The sequence below is a fragment of the Microbacterium sp. zg-B96 genome (assembly GCF_030246865.1).
Taxonomy (GTDB): Bacteria; Actinomycetota; Actinomycetes; order Actinomycetales; family Microbacteriaceae; genus Microbacterium.
The window spans coordinates 1,163,576-1,183,361 of sequence record NZ_CP126738.1; the positions used below are offsets into that span (position 1 = coordinate 1,163,576).

The following is a 19,786-nucleotide window of genomic DNA, read 5'->3' on the forward strand; positions in this document are numbered from 1 at the left end:
GGAACTGGCGCCTGGGTACACTCCAGGCGTGCGGATACGACCGCTGGACCTCGTGGACGTCTTGGCGTATCTCGTAGTGCTGGGACTGTTCATACAGCTGTTCCCGCAGGTGATCTCCGAATCGTTCCTTGTCGCTCTACTCACAGCCGTCGTGCTGAAGGTAGTTCTAGAGCTCGTTCTGTTGGTCAAGAAGCGCATCGTGTCTCGGATCCGTGGAGCACAACGCCGATCGATCCGCATCCTCAACGTGGCTGTCCTTCTCCTGGTTCTCCCGGGAAGCAAGCTTCTTGTTCTTGAGCTCATCGACCTTCTGTTCGGGGACGCTGTGTACCTCGGCGGGTTCTTCCAGGTGAGCGCGCTGATCGTGGCGCTGATGCTGGCGCGGGGCGGAATCCGGCGGCTGATGGCTGACCCCGCCAGGCCCGACGGTGGCGACGATGAATCTGGCGTGCGCTGACCGACCGGTATCCGTGCGTTCGCCGACTGTCGTTGATCGCTCGTCGGTTCCGCGCCGACGAGTGACGCAGTGACTCGCGTGTTGTCTAGTGGATAGGGTCACACCATGACAGCGCAGCCCGTCGTGGAGAAAAACCCGCTGATGAAGCGACCCCGACCGATCAGTCGCGGCACCGTCCTCGCGGTCGGAGTTATCCTGATTCCGATGGCGCTGACTGTAGCGTTCAACAGCTACGGCGCGCTCACAGTCGATGGAGCGCTTCGCATGGCGTTCGCGACCGTTGCCGGCCAGACGATCGCTATTCTCAGCGCGATCACCGCACTTGTCCTCACGGTTAAGCGCAGATATGCCTGGCCGACCACCGTGGCGTTCGCAATCATCACCGCGTTAGTCACTATGTGGGCGTTCGGCAGTATCGCGTCAGCCGGCGAGTCACTGCTGAACCGCTTCGACGTGATCGCCGACGTCAACCAGCTCAACACTTAACATCCCGCCCCCGGTCAAGCAGCGCGGTAGACGGGGGCGCGGAGTAGTCGGTCACCTATGCGATGATGAGCGCGCTCAGCGACCAACTTGCGGCCTCGACAGGAATCCCGCCTGCGACGAGCATGGCCGCATGGAAGTCATCCGCGTTATCGCCGATCTGCACGTCGCTGACATCCCCGCCGCACGGGACTTCTACACGGAGTTTCTCGGACTCCGTGCAGAGGACTTCAACCTGGGCTGGGTCGCGCGATTCTCCGCCCCCGAGCTCAGTACCTACGACCAGACCGTACACATCCAACTGGTCTCACGTGATGCATCTGCTCCGGTGGATCCCGTCGCATCGATCTTGACGCCGGACGTCACCGCGGCCTACGAAGAGGTAAAGCAGCGCGGATACGAGATCGTGTACCCGCTGACTCACGAACCCTGGGGCGTGCATCGATTCTTCGTCCGCGCCCCTGACGGCAATGTCTTCAACATCGTGCACCACGACAAGTGAGAGGCACGCAGGAGGACCGATGAAGGTGCACGCCCAGGCCGACCGCCTACGATTCGCGGGCTGTCCGACGCCGGTGACTCGGCGGCCCAGTCGCCATCACAAGATGACCCGAATGATCAGTAGAGGGAAGCGAGGACCTGGATCGTGACCCGCTTTTCGGCGCAGGTGAGGCGGTCGAGAACTTGAACATCGAGCGCCCGCAGGGCACGCTCGTGCTGGAACTTGACGCCGACGGTCATTTACTCGGAGTCGAGGTACTCGGAGCAAAGGCCCTGCTGACGGCAGAGACTATCGGGGACGCCGACGTGCTCGCGTAGCGACCGGGTTTCGGTCGACTCCATCCGGTGCGATGGTGGCCGCATGGAGATCATCGAGTGGTGGCCGAAGCTGGACTCCGACGCCAAAGCGTGGCTCATCGCACACAACGGCGAAGCGGTGTCGCCGGAGGTGATGAGCAAGATCGCGGCGGCCGGCGGCTCCGTGACCTCGAGCGCGTGGTGGGTCGGCGAGTCAGGACCCGACGGCTACTTTCTCTCGGACGAAGCAGTCGACTGGATCGAGGCCGCCGCCAATGACGAACCCGACTGATTCGCGCGCGGCGAAGGACCGGCAAGCGGTCGAGTGAGTAACGGGTTCAAGTCCCGCACCCCATTCCGTGTCGGCAAGCTCATCGTTCTACCGACCCCCGGCGAGCTTCGCATAACGATCGGGAACAAGAGTTTCTCGGATCAGCGGGGCGTTCCTATGCTGAGGCGATGTCGGGAGCAACGAGGATTGGTGCCGCGCCTCGTCAGCGGTCGCGGATGGGAGGCGGGCAGATTTTAAGCGCTGCGGATGGCACGTCGTCGCACATCGCAATCCCGAGCCCCGTACGATCGCGGAATGCCGTCACCGACACCGACCGCCGTTGAGCCCGGCATTTACCAGCACTTCAAGGGTTCCCGCTACGAGGTGATCGGCGCAGGGCGACATAGCGAGACCGGGGAGCACCTCGTCTTCTACCGCAAGCTCTACGACGATTACAGCTTCTGGGTGCGCCCGCTCGACATGTTCCTCGAGTCCGTCAGCCGCGACGGATACGAAGGCCCGCGGTTTATCCGAATCGCCTGACGACGCGACGGGATGCCCCGCCGCGGCCTTGGCGCCATCGTCCATCACGAGAGCACCTACGCACGAACACCGCTCATACCGGAACCTGCGACCGTTGAAGGACCGGCTAACGGCACGTAGGGTTGGACGGTAACCAGTGCGCGACCAGAACCCGGAAATTATGACGGAAACAACTCGCATCGACCGATTCCAGGTTTCCGTCGGCGGGCTTTCACGCGCCGAATTGAGAAGCGCGCTCACCTCTCGGGGCATCCTTCTCAACGAGCACGCCGAGACACTGCTCGACTCAAAGGTCTTCGGCGGCCAGGTCGCGCGCGTAATTACCGTCGACGAGAGTACGGTCGCCGCCCTCGGCTGCCCGGATGGGGCGACGCTCCCCGAAATCTTCAAGCTTGCACGGGAACAGGGTCTGCTCCTCTGCCCGGCGGACGCGGGCCCGTACCTGCGGTTGGCTCTGAACGATCAAGTGGCATCAGCGGACTCAGTGATGTCTGCGGGCAAGGCGCCGGACGGCGCCGTCACGATCGCGTCCGAACTGCTCAGCGACGACGTCCAGTATCCGAAAGGGTTCTACCTCCGCGTGGTGGACGGGCAAGCGTGGTTGCGCGGGTACCGATGCGACGACGAGTATGTCTTCTCCGCAGCCGACCGGTTCGTGTTCCAGGCGCCCGCACCCTCACCCTGATCGCAACGCACGCCGAAGGACCGGCTTCCGTTCGCCGGGGGCTCTCTGCTTGCCTCGTTGAGCCCGTAGCTCGGGCGCCCACGAGCCACTACTCGAGCCGGAGCGGCGCCGTCCGCGCACGGTAGCCTGAGCGCACTGCGCGGCGTCGGGCCGGCGCTCGAATCACATGGGAGCTCATTTCATGGCCGAAACTGCCGCCATCCTTGCCTGGACACTGCAGAACGAGATCCCGACACCCGCCGACGTGAACGAACTGCTCGTCGAAGGTGAGACTGCCGTTGCGTCCTTCAAGACCTTCCGCGACTCGGCTACCTTCACAACCAAGCGGCTCATCGTCCGCGATGCGCAAGGCATCACTGGGAAGAAGATCGAGATCTACTCGCTGCCCTACAGCTCTATCCACATGTGGTCGACGGAGAACGCCGGCGGCATGCTGGACCGCGACGCTGAGGTGGAGTTGTGGACGAAAGCCGGCCACATCAAGGTGAAGCTCACCAAGGGCGCCGACATCCGACGAATCGACGGCCTCCTCGCCTGGGCAACGCTCCACAGCCACTGAATCAACCCAGAAATGCGCGCACATCGCATCGCCGTCTGGCGGGCCGAAACGCATGCACGCTGATCGACCGACCTCCGTTCGTCGGGGGCTCTCTGCCTGCCTCGTTGAGCCCGTACCGCGGTCGGCCACAAGCCACTACTCGAGCCGGAGCGGCGCCGTCCTCGCACGGTGTCGACGCGGGCTGGCGCCTCCCTATTGATACCCGTACCCTTCCTCAACCCGAACACCCTCGAGGGCGGTTTACCCCGCCGTCGGCATCGCCCTCGTCGGGTGGGGCGTCGTGGCCATGGGCCGACGCCGCGGCGCGGTGCCGACCCAGCTCAGTCCCGGCCGAGTGGCGAGCGCCGCCCGCTGACGCACTGGTTGTCGATCGTCCCGCCGAGTGCCACACTGCTGGCAGCGGCACCCTGGGCCGTGCATGACCCGCTCGCTGCGCTCGAGAATCCATGCCGCATTACGACGAGGTGGTCACGATGCTCTCGACGCGGAAACGACTCGGTGCGGCGGCGATCCTGGTCATCGCACTCACGGCTCTCGCGGTGCCGGCCCCGGCGATCGCGGCAGACCCCACCGTACTCCCGGCAGGTCTGGCCTGCGGTTTCGAGGTGAGCCTGCAAGCAACGACGGAGGCGAACACGGTGACCCGAGAATGGGTCGACAGAGACGGCAACTCCGTGGTCCTGCTGGCCGGCAAAGGTCCGACCTACGTGGTGACCAACACCGACACCGGCGCATCGGTGACACTTCCCGGCAGGGGGTTCACGCAGACCACGACGACCTACGCCGACGGCTCATCCAGCACGCGTGACACCGGCCACAACCTGGTCATCCTCTTTCCGACAGACGACCCGGCGGGTCCCTCGACGACCCTCTACATCGGCGTGGTCGAGCTCACCAACACGGCCGACGGCGTGACGACGCTGGGGCAGAACGTCGGCCGCAGCCGTGATATCTGCGCCGAGTTGAGCTGAACCGTCGCATCGGCGGGTCGGGGGCGGGAAGACCCGCCTCGGCAGGATGGGGGCACGGCCAAGGTCGGGGAACGCCGCGCGCGGAACTTCCGGCGCGACACTCCCGAGCGCGGGCTGGCGGCGATGCAGAACCCGCTACGCGGCGGATCTGATGGCCGCCACCCCGACGAACTCCTGACGGTGGGTGAAAATCTTGCTGTCGCTGTGTTCCCGAAGGAGATCTGGAAACAGATCTGGTTCAAACGATCCCACCGCGAGACTCGGCCAAACTCTGAATCCCACGACTCAGGACCGTGAGATCGGTGTATGCCTGCCCGCCGGCAATCGCGAGGATGGGGGCGCGGTGCGGCTCCCGGCGTTCGTCGTGCACGACGCGGTCTGCTCCGGGCTGACCCCCGCGCGGGAATTCTCGTGCGCTATTGCGCGGTCCACTCCATGTCGGGATCGAGGGGGAAGATCGGGCGGCGCAGGTTCTGGAAGTCCAGGCGTGCCCAGGAGGCGGCCGCGAGGCCCGCGGCATCCACCTCGAAAATCTCGGTCGCGATGGGACCAAAGTCCGCACGGTAGTGCACCGACGACTTCACCACGATGATCTGCCGGCGCGTGGGTTCGATGCCGACGCTACGCAGCATCTGAAGGTCGTGCGGTGAGCGTTGCACGCTCGAACACACCACCTCGATACCGTCGTGACCCCCGATTTCCAGAACAGCGGTCAGCCCCATTCCGGTGCGTGACCCGGTGCTCATGGGGCCGTAGTTGGAGTACCAGCCGTCGGTGATGGTGCGCACGTACGCCTCGATCTCCAGCGGCGCACCGCCGCCGCCGTCGACCTTGCCGCCGATAGTAGTGGTGATGGTCGCGCCCACCCCCGCGCGGACGGCTTCTGCGACCACCCCAGGGTCGTACATGGGCACCAGCACCGCAGAGTTCGCCCCGTGCGCGATCAGAGCGCGCAGGATTTCCGTATCGTCTCCACTCGCCCCAGCGCCGGTATTGTCCGCGACATCCGCGAGGATGATCGGGCCGGGGCTGCTGCTGGCCGCGCGAATGGCGTCATCGACGCTGGTCAGGCGCGGCTGGAACTCGGTGCGTCGCGCCCATGCGAACTCGCTCAGCTCGTTCGCGTACTGGGTGGCAAGCTCGGGCAGGCCGTCTGTCACCACGTACGCGGCCATTCCTACATCCGGAATGTCGGCGTACGGAAAGCCGCCGGTGATCGTAGCCGTGAGCACCCCGGGGCGCGCTTCGATCTCATGGCACAGGGCCAGCCAGTCTGCCATCGGGCCAGACGCGGTGTTTTGCACCGTCATGTGGGCAAGGATCGGTAGCTTTCGGAGCGCGGATGTAGGCGAGATCTCGCCGCGCACGGTACGGGCCACCAGCGTGAGAAGTTCGATGGCGCGGTCATACTGATCCACGTGCGGGTACGTGTCGTAGCCGATCAGGATGTCGGCGAGCTCGGCCATGCGTGGCGAGATGTTCGCGTGCAGGTCCAGTTCGACGCCGATCGGCACATCGGGGCCGACGACCTCGCGCACGCGGGCAAGGTACTCACCTTCGCCATCCTCGATCCCCGCAACCACCATCGCTCCGTGCAGACCGAGCACGATGCCATCCACCCCGTCGGTGCGCAGAGCTTCTCGCAGGTCCTCCAGGGTCAGCGCCATCTGACGCTCGAACTCCTCGCGCACGACCGGACCCGAGGGCTGGGCGAAAGAGCTCACCGTGGAGGTCAATGTGACGTGGTTGGTTTCTGCGGCGGTGAGGAATCCGCCGTACACGGTCCGGGTTCCCCGGAAGCGCTCGAGGATCTCGGCGCCTCTTCCGTAGCGGGTGAGGCGAAATCGGTGTTCATCGGCAGGCACCTTGGAGAACGAATTCGTCTCGTGGTTGATGCCTCCGGTAAAGAAGCGCAGCGTCATTGATAGTCCCGTGGTCTGGGGCGCACGGCGGGCGCGCCCGATGTTTCCATTCAGGTGTCGAGGCGGGAGGTAATCAACATTAAGTTTGCTCTGCCCACGTTTTCCGACCCGCTTTTCGGGCGCCGAGCGTCAAGACTTACTATTGCTTAATTAGGGCGAGGCGATTTAGCGTCAAACCACGGCAAGGGAAGCGACGAGACTGCAGTGGTAAGCCCCGGCTCGCACGCCCGAGCGCAGTCACACAGTGATGTGGGAATGCCCGCTGGAGCAAGGCACCGCTGACGCTCGCCGCAGCATTCCCTGTCCTCTGCGATGTCACACATGCTCGACGGCTCTGCGGAGCCGCACCAGGAAGGAAGTCCCATGCAGTTGAGTCAAGGGTCAGCAATCGTCGTCGGCGGTGCGGGCGGGTTCGGATCGGCAACGGTTCGCCGACTCATCAACGCCGGCGGATACGTGGTGGTGGCCGACTTCGACGAGGAGCGCGGGACTGAACTCGCAGAGAAACTGGGCGAGCGCGCGATCTTTGTGAAGACCGACGTAACCAGTGATGAGTCCATTGACAACCTCGTCGCTCGTGCTGTCGAACTGGCCCCGCTTCGTGCGGCCGTGATCGTGCACGGCGGTAAGCCCGCTGCGCATCGCTTGGTGAACCGGGACGGGGAAACGTATCCCGTGAGCACCTTCTCTCGGACGTTGGACGTGTTCCTTACGGGCACCTTCCGTGTGCTTTCCAAAGCGGCGCAGGCGATGGCTAAGAACGAGCCCCTCGAGTCGGGTCAGCGAGGCGTCATCATCACGACGGCGAGTATCGCCGCTTACGAGGGACGCACCGGGCAGACCGACTACTCCGCAGCAAAGGGCGGAATCATCGGGATGAACCTCACCGCTGCACGCGATCTGGCACCGGTGGGGGTGCGTGTGATGTGCATTTCTCCGGGTGTCGTCAAGACGCCGCTGTGGCGCAACTCCACCGAGGAGCAGATGATGCAGCGTTTCCCGATCCCCAACCCGAAGCGTCCCGGCTACCCCGACGAGTACGCGGCGCTCGCCGAGCACATCATCGCCAACGACTACCTGAACGGCGAAGTGATCCGCCTGGACGCGGCGCTTCGCATGTAAACAGGCGCAAGAAGTTTTCATCCGCCCTCTCCGATGGTTGTGTCGGGGAGAGCGGATGGTTTTTTCTGCCCATTCGCACGGGAAAGACGAGGAATACCATGACGAGCACTCACGGCCCTCTGCACGGCGTCCGCGTTATTGAACTGGCGGGTATTGGCCCGGGCCCGCACGCGGCCATGCTGCTCGCCGACATGGGGGCGGACGTGGTGCGTATCGATCGCCCCGGTCGCCCGTACGCCAGCGACACCGCTCCGCTCTTGCGCGGCAGGCGGCGCATACTGCTGGACGTTCGCCAGCCCGGGGGGCGCGCGGAACTGATGGAATTGATTGAGCACGCGGATGTGCTGATCGAGGGGTATCGCCCCGGCGTCACCGAGCGTTTGGGCATCGGCCCTGACCACTGCCTCGCGCGAAACCCGCGTCTCGTCTACGGACGCGTGACGGGGTGGGGGCAGGACGGCCCCCTGGCGCACACGGCCGGGCACGATATCAACTTCATCTCTGTCACCGGTGTTCTTCACGCCGTGGGCCGGGGTGGGGGAGAGCGTCCGGTACCGCCGCTGAGTATCGTCGGTGACTTCGGCGGAGGCTCGATGCTGCTCGTCGTAGGCGTGCTATCGGCGCTTTTCCATGCCCAGCGCTCCGGTGAGGGCCAGGTCATTGACGCCGCCATGGTGGATGGCGCGAGCCTGCTCGTGCAGATGATGTGGGGCCAGCTCGCCACGGGGGCCTGGGTCGACAAGCCCGGCAGCAACCTCCTCGACGGTGGGGCACCGTTCTACGACACCTACACCTGCGCCGACGGCCGCTTTGTCGCCGTCGGGGCGATCGAAGCGCCGTTCTACGCGGCTCTCCTGCGCGGTCTCGGTGCGGACCGCGGCGACCTTCCAGAGCAGATGGACCGCGAGCGCTGGCCCGAGTTGCGCGCTCGCTTCGCCGAAATCTTCGCCACTAAGACGCGCGACGAATGGTGCGCTGTTTTCGATGGCACGGACGCCTGCGTGACGCCCGTGCTCGCGTTTGGTGAGGTGGTGGAGCACCCGCATGTCGCCGCGCGAGGCACGGTCACCACGGAGACCGGGATCCCCCAAGCAGCTCCCGCGCCACGCTTCTCGCGCACGGGACTGACCTTGCCGTCCGCCTCGACCCTGCTGGAGGAGGAAGGCGTGCGCACGATCCTGTCCGAATGGGCGCGCTAACCGGAGCCGCACCGAAAACATGAGAAGAAAGGCGGCGGGTGCTATACCGCGCTCGCCTCCTTCCTTATGGGCTGTTAGAACACCCCGCGTGCGGTCAGCTCCTCGATCTGCTCGGCGGTCATGCTCAGCAGGTCCCGGTACACGTAGTCGTTATCCTCGCCGTAGTTCGGACCATGGCGGTCGACGATGCCGCCCTGGTAGCCGGGCGTCTCGCTAAACTTTGTCGGGGGTGTCTTCGCCGGCCAGCGACCGATCTCGCTTTGGTTGAACTCGGCAAGCCACCCCAGGTGAGCCAACTGCGGATCCCACTCACACCGGTCCTGAGCGGTCTGGCAAATCCCCGCGGGAACAGCGGCGGCCTGCAAAGCCTGCATGAGCTCGACGCCGTCCCATGGAGCGGTTGACTCTGCCACGAGGGCATCCAATTCGTCTTGGTGTTCCGCGCGCTTTGCCAGCGTTGCAAAGCGCGCATCCTTGCGCCACAGCGGACGCTCGAGCACCTCGGTGAGCGCGTGCCATTCGGCTTCGGTGAAGGCGCTGAGCGCGATCCACCGATCCTTCCCGGCCACCCGGTAGGCCCCGTGAGGCGCGGCGAGCTTGAATGGCGAACGGTTACCGATGCGCTGCCACGAGCGCCCGTTGGCAGAGTAATCCAGTACCGCGGTACCGGTGGCGTAGATGCCCGACTCCACCTGGGACGACTCGATCCAGCACCCCTCACCCGTTGCGCGCTGGCGGAAGAGCCCGGCCACCATCGCGAGTGCGGCCTGATACGCGCCGAACCAGTCCAGGTACGAGTAGCCGATGCCTGCGGGCGGCTGCGGGTCGGGCAGGCCCGACATGTCGCTGATGCCTGACAGCGCTTGCGCGGTGGGGCCGAAGCTGCGCACGCGCCCGTAGGTGCCCTCACCCATGCCCGACTGCTGCACGTACACGAGGGCCGGGTTGAGCTCCTTCAGCACGTCGTAGCCGAGCCCCATGCGCTCGAGCGTGCCCGGCGAGTAGCCCTCAATGAGCACGTCCGAATCAGCGACGAGCTGCTTGAGGATCGCGATCCCCTCTGCAGTCTTCAGATTGAGGCTGATGGCGCGCTTACCGGTGTTATTTTCCATGAACGCCCCACCACGGTTCAGGCTCTCGGTGGGGATGGGCTCGATGGGCCTGGTGGCAGCATCGCGCTCGGCGCGAAGGCCAAGGGGCGCAAGCGCCCCGGCAGGACGCATCATGTCGATCTTCGACGAGTGCTCCACCTTGACGACCTCTGCGCCCAGGGCAGACAGGAACCGCCCGGCACCCGCGCTGGCGAGCAGCCAGCCGAGGTCGAGGACTCGCACGCCACCCAGCGCCCACGGGGTGCCCATCGGGCTCCGCTCGGTTCCCTCAATCGCCCGCGGCGGGGCGCCCACCCAGGTGGGACGCGGCCGGCGAGCCTCGGGGTTCGTGAGGATTTCCTCTGTGTGCTCACCGAGGCGCGGGGCGCGCGGGCCGGTGCGCCAGGGGAGTCCCGGGGCACGCCACTTGGCGCCGATCTCGGTGAAGGTCGCATCGAACTCAGGATGCTCCACCTCGAAGAAGGTGTCGCGCTGGGCCCAGTGAGGGTCGCCGACATTCTCTTCAGGGCGGCGGATCGGTGCCCAGGTGAGGCCTGAGCGCTGGGCATCAAGCCACAGGTCCTCGTCGAAGTCGAGCGACCCCACGAGCTTCGCGATGGCTTTGTCGGCCCGTCGGGCCCCCTCTGCCTGCCGAATGTACGCCGGATCATCGAAGTCGGTGCTGTTGAGCTCACTATCGATGCCGCGCGAGGCGAAGAGGTTGCGCAGCCCAACGACGGGAGAGGTCGAACCGGGCAGGTAGGTGCTGTAGGGCAGAATCCAGCGATCATCCTTGGTCTGGGCGAGCCGCGGCGTGGCGGGAAGGCGTGCCCCGGCGGCGCCCGCAGCCGTCGGGAACGAGTGCCGGCAGGTCAGGCGATTGTGGCTTGCCCGGCGGTAGATCCAGTTGGGTACGTCCATCTCGGTGTTCTTCGAGACGGCCTCGTGCACGGCGGTGCTGAGCAGTTGCCCCCGCGAAGAGTGCAGGCGGTAGTAGAGGGCAGCCACAATCCCGATCGCGGCATTCTCGCCGGTCACGTGATAGGCCTGCCACATCTGCGGAGCTATGGGGGCGGTGTCGTACGTGCCATCGGGGAGCGGGTCGTATCCGCAGTTCATCATGACGCCGCCGAGGGCGAGGTGCACGATATCACTGCCTTTAAAGTCGGACCACGGGCCGTCGTCACCGAACGGGCTGACCCGCGCATAGACGAGTTCCGGGTTGGCCACCCGGAGTTGGTCAAAACCGAGCCCTCGCGCGTCCATGTCGCCGCGGGCGCGGGTGTCGATGATGACATCGCTCGAGCGGGCCAATCGCTCGTAGGAGCGTCGGCCTTCCTCGCTGTCGAGGTCGATGACGACGCTGCGCTTACCGAAGTTATAGTGCCAGAAGTACAGGCTACGCTCAGGGTCGACGACGTCCTCGTAGAACGGGCCGTAGTTGCGAGTTCGCTCGCCGCCGGGCGGCTCAACCTTGATGACGTCGGCGCCAAGACCTGCAAGGACCTTGCCGCAGTACTCGCCGACTTCGTCGGCCAGTTCGAGAACACGAATGCCCGTAAGGAAACTGCCTTCGCTGAAGGACGCCGTCATGATTTTCTCCATTCCAGGCGGTGACTTCGTTGTCGGCGGTGTCTGCGCGCCAGCGGCTGCGCAGTCATCCGGCCGGGAGTCTTGTGGACGACACCAGCAAAACTAGAGCGGCGATCACGGCGTAAGCAATCATAAGTTCCGGGGTGCGCCTGGGTTTGGCGTGCCACAAGATGAACATCTCTCGGCGGGCGGGATTTCTTACTTTTGCTTAATTTCTGGCCGCCCGATAGGGTCATTCCGTTCAACGTATGAGCGAGGTGGCGGTGTGGGCACTTCATCTGACAGTCCGCAGGTTCGGCGTGTCACGGCGGCAGAAATTGCGCGCCGGGCAGGGGTGACCGCGGCGACGGTTTCTTACGTGATGAATGGGCGCCCGGGCGTTTCAGACGCCACGCGCTACAAGATTCTTAATCTTGCCGAGGAACTCGGGTACATCCCCAGCGCCCTCAGTGTGCGGCTACGTTCCAGACATACCCGGGTGATCGGAGCGGTGCTCAACGACATCGCCAAGTCGCCGTTCCACGACACCGAGATTGCCGGCGGGGTGATCGATGCGGCCCGCACGATGGGCTACGAGGTGTTCATCGCGAACACCGGCCGCGACCACAGTCGCCTGAAAGTCGTGCTGCAAGCGATGGCCGATCGCGGCGTCGACGGGATCCTGACGACCATTCTCGAGGAGGGTGATGCCGACCTCATTCGGTCGCTGCGTAAGGCGCATCTGCCCTACGTGCAGATCACGCGCCGCCTGCCTCTGGTGGAGGCGGACTTCGTGGGGACCGATAGCGAGACCGCGGCGACCGACCTCATGGATCACCTCATCGGGGTGCACGGTTACCGCGATTTAGTCCTGATGGGCGGGCCACAGCGGTCGAGCGCGTCCAAAGAGCGTGAAGCAGGTAACCAGCGCGCTGCCGAAACGCATGGGGTGAAGATTGCACCTACCGATCGGTTGAGCTGCGAGCTCAGCGAGGCGGACAGCTATCGCGCCACCATGGAGATGCTCAAGCGGCGGCGGATCCCGCGGGCGATTGTCTGCGGCGCCGATGTGATCGCCTGGGGTGCTCTCGCGGCACTGCGAGACAGGGGCCTCCGTGTCCCCGCGGATGTCGCGGTGACCGGGTTCGGTGGGCGAGAATTCCTCGTCAGTGACGCGTCGCGGTTGACCACTCTTCAGGTGCCGAGGCAGAGCATCGCCGTGCAGGCGGTGAGCTTATTGATTAATCGAATCAGTGGCAACGGCGGGGCCTATCGCAGTGTGCTCCTGCCCAGCCCGCTCAAACTCGGGAACACCTGCGGCTGCTAACGAGGGCCATTATGGTGCTCCGTATTTGCGTGGTCACCAGCCAAAACCGAGGGGTCGGTCCGAGGTGACCCGCGGGCGTTCCCCTAACGAGAGGCGTTGATTCGCCCCCGCCCGGACACCTGTGAGTTCGTCGGAGATGACCGAATCACTTACTGTTGCTTAAGAATCGGTGCCCTTCTTAGGCTCCGATAGGCGGATGAGAGTTTCCGCAGGCTAACGATGGCTGTCGGCTCGTGGTTCGCCTCGAATCTGGTTCATCGCGGAAGCGGGATGTGTGCCTGGCCGTCGACAGAAATTCGACAGCACAGCACATGAATCGCGGTTATTGAAGGGATGATGCGATGAAGCATCTTGGTCGTGGTGGGCGTTCGCGTTTGTTTGCGGGTGTGAAGTTTGCGGGTGTGAGTGTCGTGGTTGCGGCGTTGCTCGCGGGTTGTGCGGGGGGTGGGCCGGCGGAGCCGGCTGCTTCGACGCCGGAGGGCCCGCAGGAGTTGCGTGTTGCGTTGTCGGCGTTGCCGACGTTGAACGTGATGGGCGCGACGGGCGCGGCTTATGGGTCGACGATCACGGTCGCGACGCAGTTGTTTGACACGCTGGTTGTCGAGACGGCGGATGGCGAGTATGCGCCGAGCCTGGCGACGGAGTGGGAGACCGCCGGCGACACGTGGACGTTCACGTTGCGTGATGACGCGGTGTTCCATGATGGGACGCCGGTGACGGCTGCGGACGCGAAGGCGTCGCTGGAGCTGATTATTGCGAACAAGGGAACGTTGGCGAACTTGTTCTCGGGTGTCGCGTCGATCAACGCCCCGGATGAGACGACGTTGGAGATTGTCACGTCGCGTCCGACGCCGGATCTGATTCCGAACCTGACACGTATTTATGTGGGTCCGGGCGATCGTATTGCGGATGAGGCGTTCTGGGCGGCCCCGGTGGGTTCGGGTCCGTTCCAGTTCGAGTCCTACTCGCAGGGTGACCGGGTTGTGTTGACCGGTAACGAGGATTACTGGGGTGGTGCTCCGGAGCTGGATCGTCTGGAGCTGATCCAGATGCTGGAAGCGGCTCCGAAGGTCACTGCTTTGGAAGCGGGCGACATTGATGTGTTGTGGAACATTCCGGTGGACTTGACGGGTCGTTTGAAGACGAACCCGGATGTGGTTTATGACTCGGTCCCGAGCTATAACTACTACTTCATGTGGTTCAACAACAGTCGTGAGCCGTTCACGGACCCGCTGGTGCGTCAGGCGCTGGCTGAGGCTGTGGATGTCGACTCGATTGTGAAGAACGTGCTTGGCGAGTTGGGTAGCCCTGCGGTGTCGGCGATTCCTGCGACGATCCCGGGTGCGGGTGAGAACGAGGACATCCCGTTTGACCCGGAGAACGCGAAGAAGCTGCTCGCTGAGGCGGGGTTCCCGGATGGTTTCTCCACCACGATGGAGATGAACCCGGGTATGGGTATGAGCATTGATCTGATTGCTCGGGCGATGATCTCGGACTGGGCGAAGATCGGTGTCACGGTGGAGCTGTTGGAGAAGGAAGCAGCCGTGTTCAACGAAGACTTCCGTAACAACAACTACGACCTGCACATTCAGCCGAACCAGGTCATCACCGGTGATGCGGCGTATGGGACGGACCGTTTGTATAACTGTGAGCGGGTTGCTGCGTCGATCAACCACTGCTACGAGGAGTTGGACAAGCTGATCAAGGAAGCGCGGGTTGAGATGGACCCGGCTGAGCGCAGCGCGATCTTTGAAGAAGCGAACCAGTTCTTGTGGGAGAACTATGTCGGTATCTACCCGGCTGATGTGAATTATGACTACGCGGTGCGTACCAACGTGCAGGGGTTCGTGATGCCTCCGTCTGCTACCCCGCGTTTCGACCAGGTCTACCTCGCCGGCTAATCGCGAACCCTTCGCGCAATCAATCGGATGTCTAAATGTTGCGATATATAGCGAGCCGAGCACTGTTCGCCGCCGGCGTGGTAGCCGGCGTCCTGGCACTGCTCTTCGTGCTCATCAGACTTGTGCCCGGCGACCCGGTCACTGCTGTTCTTGGTGGCGAAGCCACCGACTTCCAAATTCAACAGGTGCGGGAGCAATTGGGCCTCGATAAGCCCATGATCGTGCAGCTGTTCTTGTACGGCCTTGCCGTGCTGCAGTTGGACTTCGGCAATTCGATCGTGTCGGGTATGGGGGCGATAGATCTTGTGATCCAGCGCGCCCCCACCACGGCAACGCTCGCGGCCGTGTCTATGGCGCTGGCGCTGGCGCTCAGCTTCCCGCTCGGAATTCTCTCCAGCCGCAAGCCCGGCGGGACGCTGGACCGGGCCGTGTCGCTCTTCGTGCTGCTCGGTCAGTCGCTGCCGTCCTTCTGGTTCGGCACCATGCTGATCCTGATCTTCTCGAGGAACCTCGGGCTGCTACCGAGCTTCGGTATCTCGGACTGGCGTTCGTACATCCTTCCTGCGGTGACACTTGCGGTGCCGGTGGCGAGTGTGCTCACCCGAATGGTGCGCAGTGGCCTGCTGGAAGTAACGCAGGAGGACTACATCCGCACGGCACGCTCCAAGGGGCTTCGCTCGGGGCTGATCGTGCGCGATCACGAGGTGCGCAACATGCTCATCCCCGTGCTGACCCTGGCCTCGCTGCAGTTCGGGCACCTGCTCGGTGGCGCGATCGTTGTGGAGTCGGTGTTCTCGATCCCGGGCGTCGGCCGCGTGCTGGTGCAGGGGTTGCTGGATCGTGACTACCCGGTGGTGCAGGCAGCGGTGTTCTTCATCGCCGTCGCCATCGTCCTGCTGAACCTGCTGGTGGATGTGGCCTACGGCGTCATCGACCCCCGAGCGAGTGTGGTGGGAAAGAAATGAGTACAGATACTGTCACCATGGCGTTGAAGCCGCACAAGACGGCACGCAAGCGCCCCAAATCTCTTTTCGCTTTGTTCTGCGCGTTCGTTTTGGGGCTGTACGTCCTCGTCGCGCTGGTCGGTCCGTTCTTCGTTGACTACGATCCGATGGCCGCAGACCTCTACAACCGTCTGCTTCCACCGGGAGCCGTGACCACGGACGGTACCGTTGCCGTCTTCGGCACCGACCAGATGGGTCAGAGCATCCTGGCGCAGGTGATCGTGGGTGCGCGCACCTCGCTGATCGTCAGCCTGCTCGCTGTGCTGATGGCACTGGTCGTCGGATCGATCGTGGGCGTGCTCGCCGGATACGTCGGCGGCAAGCTGGACGCCATCCTGATGCGCATCGTCGACATGCAGATGGCCTTCCCCACGATCCTCCTCGCGATCCTGGTGGCGGGTGTCCTAGGTCAGAGCGTCCTGAACGTCGTGATCGCCCTGGCTGTCGCCAACTGGATCGTGTACGCGCGCGTGCTGCGCAGCCAAGTGCTTACGATCACCGGTCGTGAGTTCGTGGAATCGACCCGAGCGCTCGGAGCCGGTCACTGGCACATTCTCCGTCGTTGCGTTGTGCCGGGATGTACCTCCCCGATCCTCGTGATCGCCACAGTTGACATCGGCTCCATGATCCTGTCGGAGGCGTCGCTGAGCTTCCTTGGCTTGGGTGTTCCCGCGGGAACGGCCAGCTGGGGTCGAACGATCTTCAACGGTCAGAGCTACCTGGATTCGGCCTGGTGGATCTCGGCGATCCCCGGCCTGGCGTTGACCATCGTGGTCGTGGCCCTCGGTTTTGTCGGCGACTATCTGCGTGATCGTACGGACCCTCGGACGGTGAAGTGATGAGTATGAGCAAGACAGCTGACTCGAACGTGAACGCAGCGGGCTCCGTGCTGGTCGTCCAAGACCTCGTGGTGGAGCTCAACTCCAAGCAGGATGTCATCCGCGTCGTTGACGGGGTGTCCTTCGAAGTGGGCGCAGGCGAAACGCTTGCAATCCTCGGCGAGTCCGGGAGCGGCAAGTCCGTCACGGGTATGGCGCTGATGGGGTTGCTCCCCAAACGGGCCACTCACCACGTCGGGGGCTCGGTCACTCTCGACGGACTGGACCTACTGTCGTGCACCCCCGCCCAGGTCCGGGAGCTTCGGGCGCAGGGTATTGCCCTGGTTTTCCAGGATGCCCTCAGTGCGCTGAACCCGACCACGCGTGTCGGCGACCAGATCGGTGAGCTTTTCCGGCGTCGGCGTGGCTACTCTCGTGCGGATTCCCGGGCAGCGGCGGTGGAGCTGATGGAGAAGGTCGGAATCCCCGATGCGCGCACCCGGTCACGTGACTACCCGCACCAGCTCTCCGGGGGTATGCGACAGCGCGTGGTCATCGCCATGGCTGTGGCGCTGAACCCCCGCGTGCTGATCGCCGATGAACCCACCACTGCGCTCGATGTCACCGTGCAGGCGCAGATCATGGACCTGCTCGCTGCCTTGCAGCAGGACTACGGCATGGCCATGCTGCTGGTCAGTCACGACCTGGGAGTGGTGGCCGACGTGGCAGACCGCGTTGCGGTGATGTACGCAGGCAGAATCGTGGAGTACGGGCCATTGCGTGAGGTGTACGACACTCCTGGCCATCCGTACACCCGAGGTTTGCTGGAGAGCATCCCGCGGATGGATGTGAAAGCCGACGTTTTGCCGGCGATCCCTGGCACCCCGCCGTCGCCCATCGCGAAGCCCCCGGGGTGTGCATTTGCCCCGCGTTGCCCGATGGCGACCGACCTGTGTCGCGAAGAAGAACCGGCGCTGCGCGTCGTGACTGAGGGGCACACGAGTGCGTGCCACTTCACTGAGATTGTCCGAGGTCTGTGATGGGGGACAACACGATGACCCAGCCTGCGCTGAACGTGCACGATCTTTCCATCACCTTCCGAGTCGGCGGCCAGGGCAAGCCCCGCGGTGAGGTTCGCGCTGTCGACCGCGTCTCGCTCGCGATCGCTCAGGGGGAGACCCTCGGTCTGGTGGGCGAGTCCGGTTCGGGCAAGTCCACGCTGGCCCGAGCAATCATGGGGCTGAACAAGCCGCGCAACGGTTCTATCCTTTTCGAAGGAAAGGACCTCGCCGCGCTGAGCTCCCGCGAGCGTCGTAAGTACTCGCGGCGGATCCAGATGATCTTTCAGGACCCTTATCGGTCGCTGAACCCGCGGCTGACCGTGGAGCAGCTCATTGCGGAGGTGTGGGAGGTCCACCCGGATCTCCTCCCTGCGAAGCAACGCCGTGGCCGCACGATGGAGCTTCTCGAGAGCGTAGGTCTCGGTGACCAGCATCTGAAGCGGTTCCCGCACGAGCTTTCGGGTGGTCAGTGTCAGCGCATCGCCATTGCGCGCGCTCTGGCGATGGACCCCTCGGTGATCGTGTGCGATGAGGCTGTCTCGGCGCTGGATGTGTCGGTGCAGGCACAGATCCTCAACCTGCTGGCGCGTCTGCAACGCGAAAAGGGGCTGACGTATCTCTTCATTTCTCACGACCTGTCGGTCGTGCAGCACGTGTCGGACCGGATAGCGGTGATGTACCTCGGCCGCATCGTCGAGACCGGGGCGGCAGACGAGATCCTCGAGGCTCCTCGCCACGCGTACACGCAGGCGCTGCTGTCGGCGGTCCCTCACCCGAAGCCCTGGGAGATGCCGGAGCGCGACCGCATCATCCTCACAGGTGAGATCCCCTCGCCCCTGTCGCCCCCGACGGGCTGCGGGTTCCGCACCCGGTGCTGGGCGGCCGAGTCGATCTGCGCCGACAAGCGCCCCGAACTCGAGGGAGAGGGCGGGCACACTGTCGCCTGCCACCTGCCAGAGAAGGTGCTATTCAAGCGCATTCGTGCCACGAGCGAGGCGCCGTGACCTATTACGAACATGTCTCGAAGATCACTCGCGCCGACGGCCTGCTGTCGGGTGAGGTGCGCCGCGCGGCGAACTTCGTGAAGTCGCGCACCGACGACGCCCACGGCGACTCCGTGGCGCAATCTATCGGGTACCGCGGAGGACTCGTCTCGGCACTGATCCACGAGGAGCAGTTCATGCCGCTCGCCCTGGAGGCGTTCGGCCAGGAGTGGTTCCAACGCGGAAGCTACTCGTTTTTCTCGCGCACCGCCACGGTCGATCAAGACGAAGTGCAGGCGTTCATCGTGGATCCGGGCTCTGAGCCGGGAGAAGCGGAGGTGGAGGCCTGGTCGGTCAATGCCGCGGGAGACCGCGTCACGGAGGGCACGATCGGCATGGGCGAGGCGGGGCGGGCATCTGCCCTCCGCCGCCGAATGGAGGCGTACCCCCTGGGTCGATCGGAACTCATCTATGAGGTGGTACCCGGGATGCCCCTCGGGCGCGAGTTGCGCTGGTTTCCTTTTGAAAAGCCGGATGACGCGGACGACACCCGCCCCTACAAGCGGAAGGACTATCCGCGCGGGGAGTCGCAGATGCAGCGACGCGCGGACACAACCGAACCCCTCGATTGGTACTTCGGCGACTCGCCGTGGGGCGGCCCGATTGCGGGGCCGCTCGCGCTCGCACGGCTCGTACGTCCCGCGTTTCGGTGGCTCGACATCCAAGGCGCGCTGAGCATCGTGGGCGGCATGGAGGTGCAGTTCGTCAATGGTCCGCTCTTCCTCGACAAGGACTACGTGGTCAGCGGTCGAATTGTGGGGGCGAGCTCTTCGCCAAAGACCGAAGTGGTGTGGTTTGAGTCCTCCGTGAGGGATCCGCGCACCGGCGTCGAAATTGCCCGAGGCCTCCTGATGGAGCGCTACTTTCCCCAGCCTCCACGCGGCTGATCACTTTGGGGGCCGCTCTGTTGTGCGTCCCGATCCTCAAGAATGTGCGTCCCGATCCTCAAGTAAAGGAAC

The 19,786-nt window shown here is 64.3% G+C and carries 20 protein-coding genes; 17 read left to right on the top strand and 3 right to left on the bottom strand.

Annotated features, from left to right (window positions below; all coding sequences use genetic code 11):
• Positions 1–28: 28 nt before the first annotated feature.
• From QNO11_RS05270 to QNO11_RS05280, 3 genes are all read left to right on the top strand, one after another.
• Positions 29–457, top strand: coding sequence for a hypothetical protein (locus QNO11_RS05270; protein ID WP_257510261.1), 429 nt, complete (start codon positions 29–31; stop codon positions 455–457).
• Between the two features lie 105 nt (positions 458–562).
• Positions 563–943, top strand: coding sequence for a hypothetical protein (locus QNO11_RS05275; protein ID WP_257510260.1), 381 nt, complete (start codon positions 563–565; stop codon positions 941–943).
• Positions 944–1,073: 130 nt separating this feature from the next.
• On the top strand, positions 1,074–1,442 hold the full coding sequence (locus tag QNO11_RS05280) for a VOC family protein (RefSeq protein WP_257510259.1): 369 nt from the start codon (positions 1,074–1,076) through the stop codon (positions 1,440–1,442).
• A 116-nt stretch (positions 1,443–1,558) separates the two neighbouring features.
• Here QNO11_RS05280 and QNO11_RS05285 read toward each other — a convergent pair whose 3' ends face one another.
• Positions 1,559–1,681, bottom strand: coding sequence for a hypothetical protein (locus QNO11_RS05285; RefSeq protein ID WP_257510258.1), 123 nt, complete (start codon positions 1,679–1,681; stop codon positions 1,559–1,561).
• 121 nt (positions 1,682–1,802) lie between these two features.
• Between QNO11_RS05285 and QNO11_RS05290 the strand changes: the two genes are divergently transcribed.
• The 5 genes from QNO11_RS05290 to QNO11_RS05310 all read left to right on the top strand — a co-directional run bounded on the left by QNO11_RS05290 (position 1,803) and on the right by QNO11_RS05310 (position 4,767).
• Positions 1,803–2,030 carry a hypothetical protein gene (locus tag QNO11_RS05290; RefSeq protein WP_257510257.1) on the top strand — a complete coding sequence of 76 codons (228 nt, stop codon included), beginning with the start codon at positions 1,803–1,805 and terminating at the stop codon, positions 2,028–2,030.
• A gap of 294 nt (positions 2,031–2,324) precedes the next feature.
• Positions 2,325–2,552, top strand: a complete 228-nt coding sequence (locus tag QNO11_RS05295; RefSeq protein WP_135117471.1) for a DUF1653 domain-containing protein — start codon at positions 2,325–2,327, stop codon at positions 2,550–2,552.
• A 136-nt stretch (positions 2,553–2,688) separates the two neighbouring features.
• On the top strand, positions 2,689–3,237 hold the full coding sequence (locus QNO11_RS05300; RefSeq protein WP_257510256.1) for a hypothetical protein: 549 nt from the start codon (positions 2,689–2,691) through the stop codon (positions 3,235–3,237).
• A 181-nt stretch (positions 3,238–3,418) separates the two neighbouring features.
• Positions 3,419–3,796 (top strand): PH domain-containing protein, encoded by a 378-nt coding sequence (locus tag QNO11_RS05305; RefSeq protein ID WP_257510255.1) that lies wholly within the window; start codon positions 3,419–3,421, stop codon positions 3,794–3,796.
• Between the two features lie 446 nt (positions 3,797–4,242).
• Positions 4,243–4,767, top strand: a complete 525-nt coding sequence (locus QNO11_RS05310) for a hypothetical protein (RefSeq protein WP_257510254.1) — start codon at positions 4,243–4,245, stop codon at positions 4,765–4,767.
• 416 nt (positions 4,768–5,183) lie between these two features.
• On the opposite strand, the gene QNO11_RS05315 is transcribed toward QNO11_RS05310, so the two are convergent.
• Positions 5,184–6,689 (bottom strand): M81 family metallopeptidase, encoded by a 1,506-nt coding sequence (locus tag QNO11_RS05315; protein ID WP_257510253.1) that lies wholly within the window; start codon positions 6,687–6,689, stop codon positions 5,184–5,186.
• Between the two features lie 321 nt (positions 6,690–7,010).
• Here QNO11_RS05315 and QNO11_RS05320 point away from each other — a divergent pair, with 321 nt between their 5' ends.
• Positions 7,011–7,811 carry an SDR family NAD(P)-dependent oxidoreductase gene (locus QNO11_RS05320; RefSeq protein ID WP_257510252.1) on the top strand — a complete coding sequence of 267 codons (801 nt, stop codon included), beginning with the start codon at positions 7,011–7,013 and terminating at the stop codon, positions 7,809–7,811.
• A gap of 98 nt (positions 7,812–7,909) precedes the next feature.
• Positions 7,910–9,010 (top strand): CaiB/BaiF CoA transferase family protein, encoded by a 1,101-nt coding sequence (locus QNO11_RS05325; protein WP_257510251.1) that lies wholly within the window; start codon positions 7,910–7,912, stop codon positions 9,008–9,010.
• A gap of 74 nt (positions 9,011–9,084) precedes the next feature.
• On the opposite strand, the gene QNO11_RS05330 is transcribed toward QNO11_RS05325, so the two are convergent.
• On the bottom strand, positions 9,085–11,694 hold the full coding sequence (locus tag QNO11_RS05330; RefSeq protein ID WP_257510250.1) for a CaiB/BaiF CoA transferase family protein: 2,610 nt from the start codon (positions 11,692–11,694) through the stop codon (positions 9,085–9,087).
• Between the two features lie 265 nt (positions 11,695–11,959).
• On the opposite strand from QNO11_RS05330, the gene QNO11_RS05335 reads away from it, so the two are divergent.
• The 7 genes from QNO11_RS05335 (at position 11,960) to QNO11_RS05365 (ending at position 19,714) form a co-directional block, all read left to right on the top strand.
• Positions 11,960–13,000 (top strand): LacI family DNA-binding transcriptional regulator, encoded by a 1,041-nt coding sequence (locus QNO11_RS05335; RefSeq protein WP_257510249.1) that lies wholly within the window; start codon positions 11,960–11,962, stop codon positions 12,998–13,000.
• Positions 13,001–13,341: 341 nt separating this feature from the next.
• Positions 13,342–14,901, top strand: coding sequence for an ABC transporter substrate-binding protein (locus tag QNO11_RS05340; protein ID WP_285169784.1), 1,560 nt, complete (start codon positions 13,342–13,344; stop codon positions 14,899–14,901).
• Between the two features lie 35 nt (positions 14,902–14,936).
• Positions 14,937–15,866 carry an ABC transporter permease gene (locus QNO11_RS05345; RefSeq protein WP_257510116.1) on the top strand — a complete coding sequence of 310 codons (930 nt, stop codon included), beginning with the start codon at positions 14,937–14,939 and terminating at the stop codon, positions 15,864–15,866.
• Between the two features lie 17 nt (positions 15,867–15,883).
• The gene (locus QNO11_RS05350; RefSeq protein ID WP_257510115.1) at positions 15,884–16,744 is read left to right on the top strand and encodes an ABC transporter permease; all 861 of its coding nucleotides are present in this window, start codon (positions 15,884–15,886) and stop codon (positions 16,742–16,744) included.
• 5 nt (positions 16,745–16,749) lie between these two features.
• Positions 16,750–17,763 (top strand): ABC transporter ATP-binding protein, encoded by a 1,014-nt coding sequence (locus QNO11_RS05355; protein WP_257510114.1) that lies wholly within the window; start codon positions 16,750–16,752, stop codon positions 17,761–17,763.
• A 14-nt stretch (positions 17,764–17,777) separates the two neighbouring features.
• Positions 17,778–18,788 carry an ABC transporter ATP-binding protein gene (locus QNO11_RS05360; protein ID WP_257510113.1) on the top strand — a complete coding sequence of 337 codons (1,011 nt, stop codon included), beginning with the start codon at positions 17,778–17,780 and terminating at the stop codon, positions 18,786–18,788.
• Entirely contained in the window at positions 18,785–19,714 is a 930-nt protein-coding gene (locus QNO11_RS05365; protein ID WP_257510112.1) for a hypothetical protein, read from the top strand. The genes QNO11_RS05360 and QNO11_RS05365 overlap by 4 nt, the downstream gene beginning before the upstream one ends.
• Positions 19,715–19,786 lie beyond the last annotated feature (72 nt).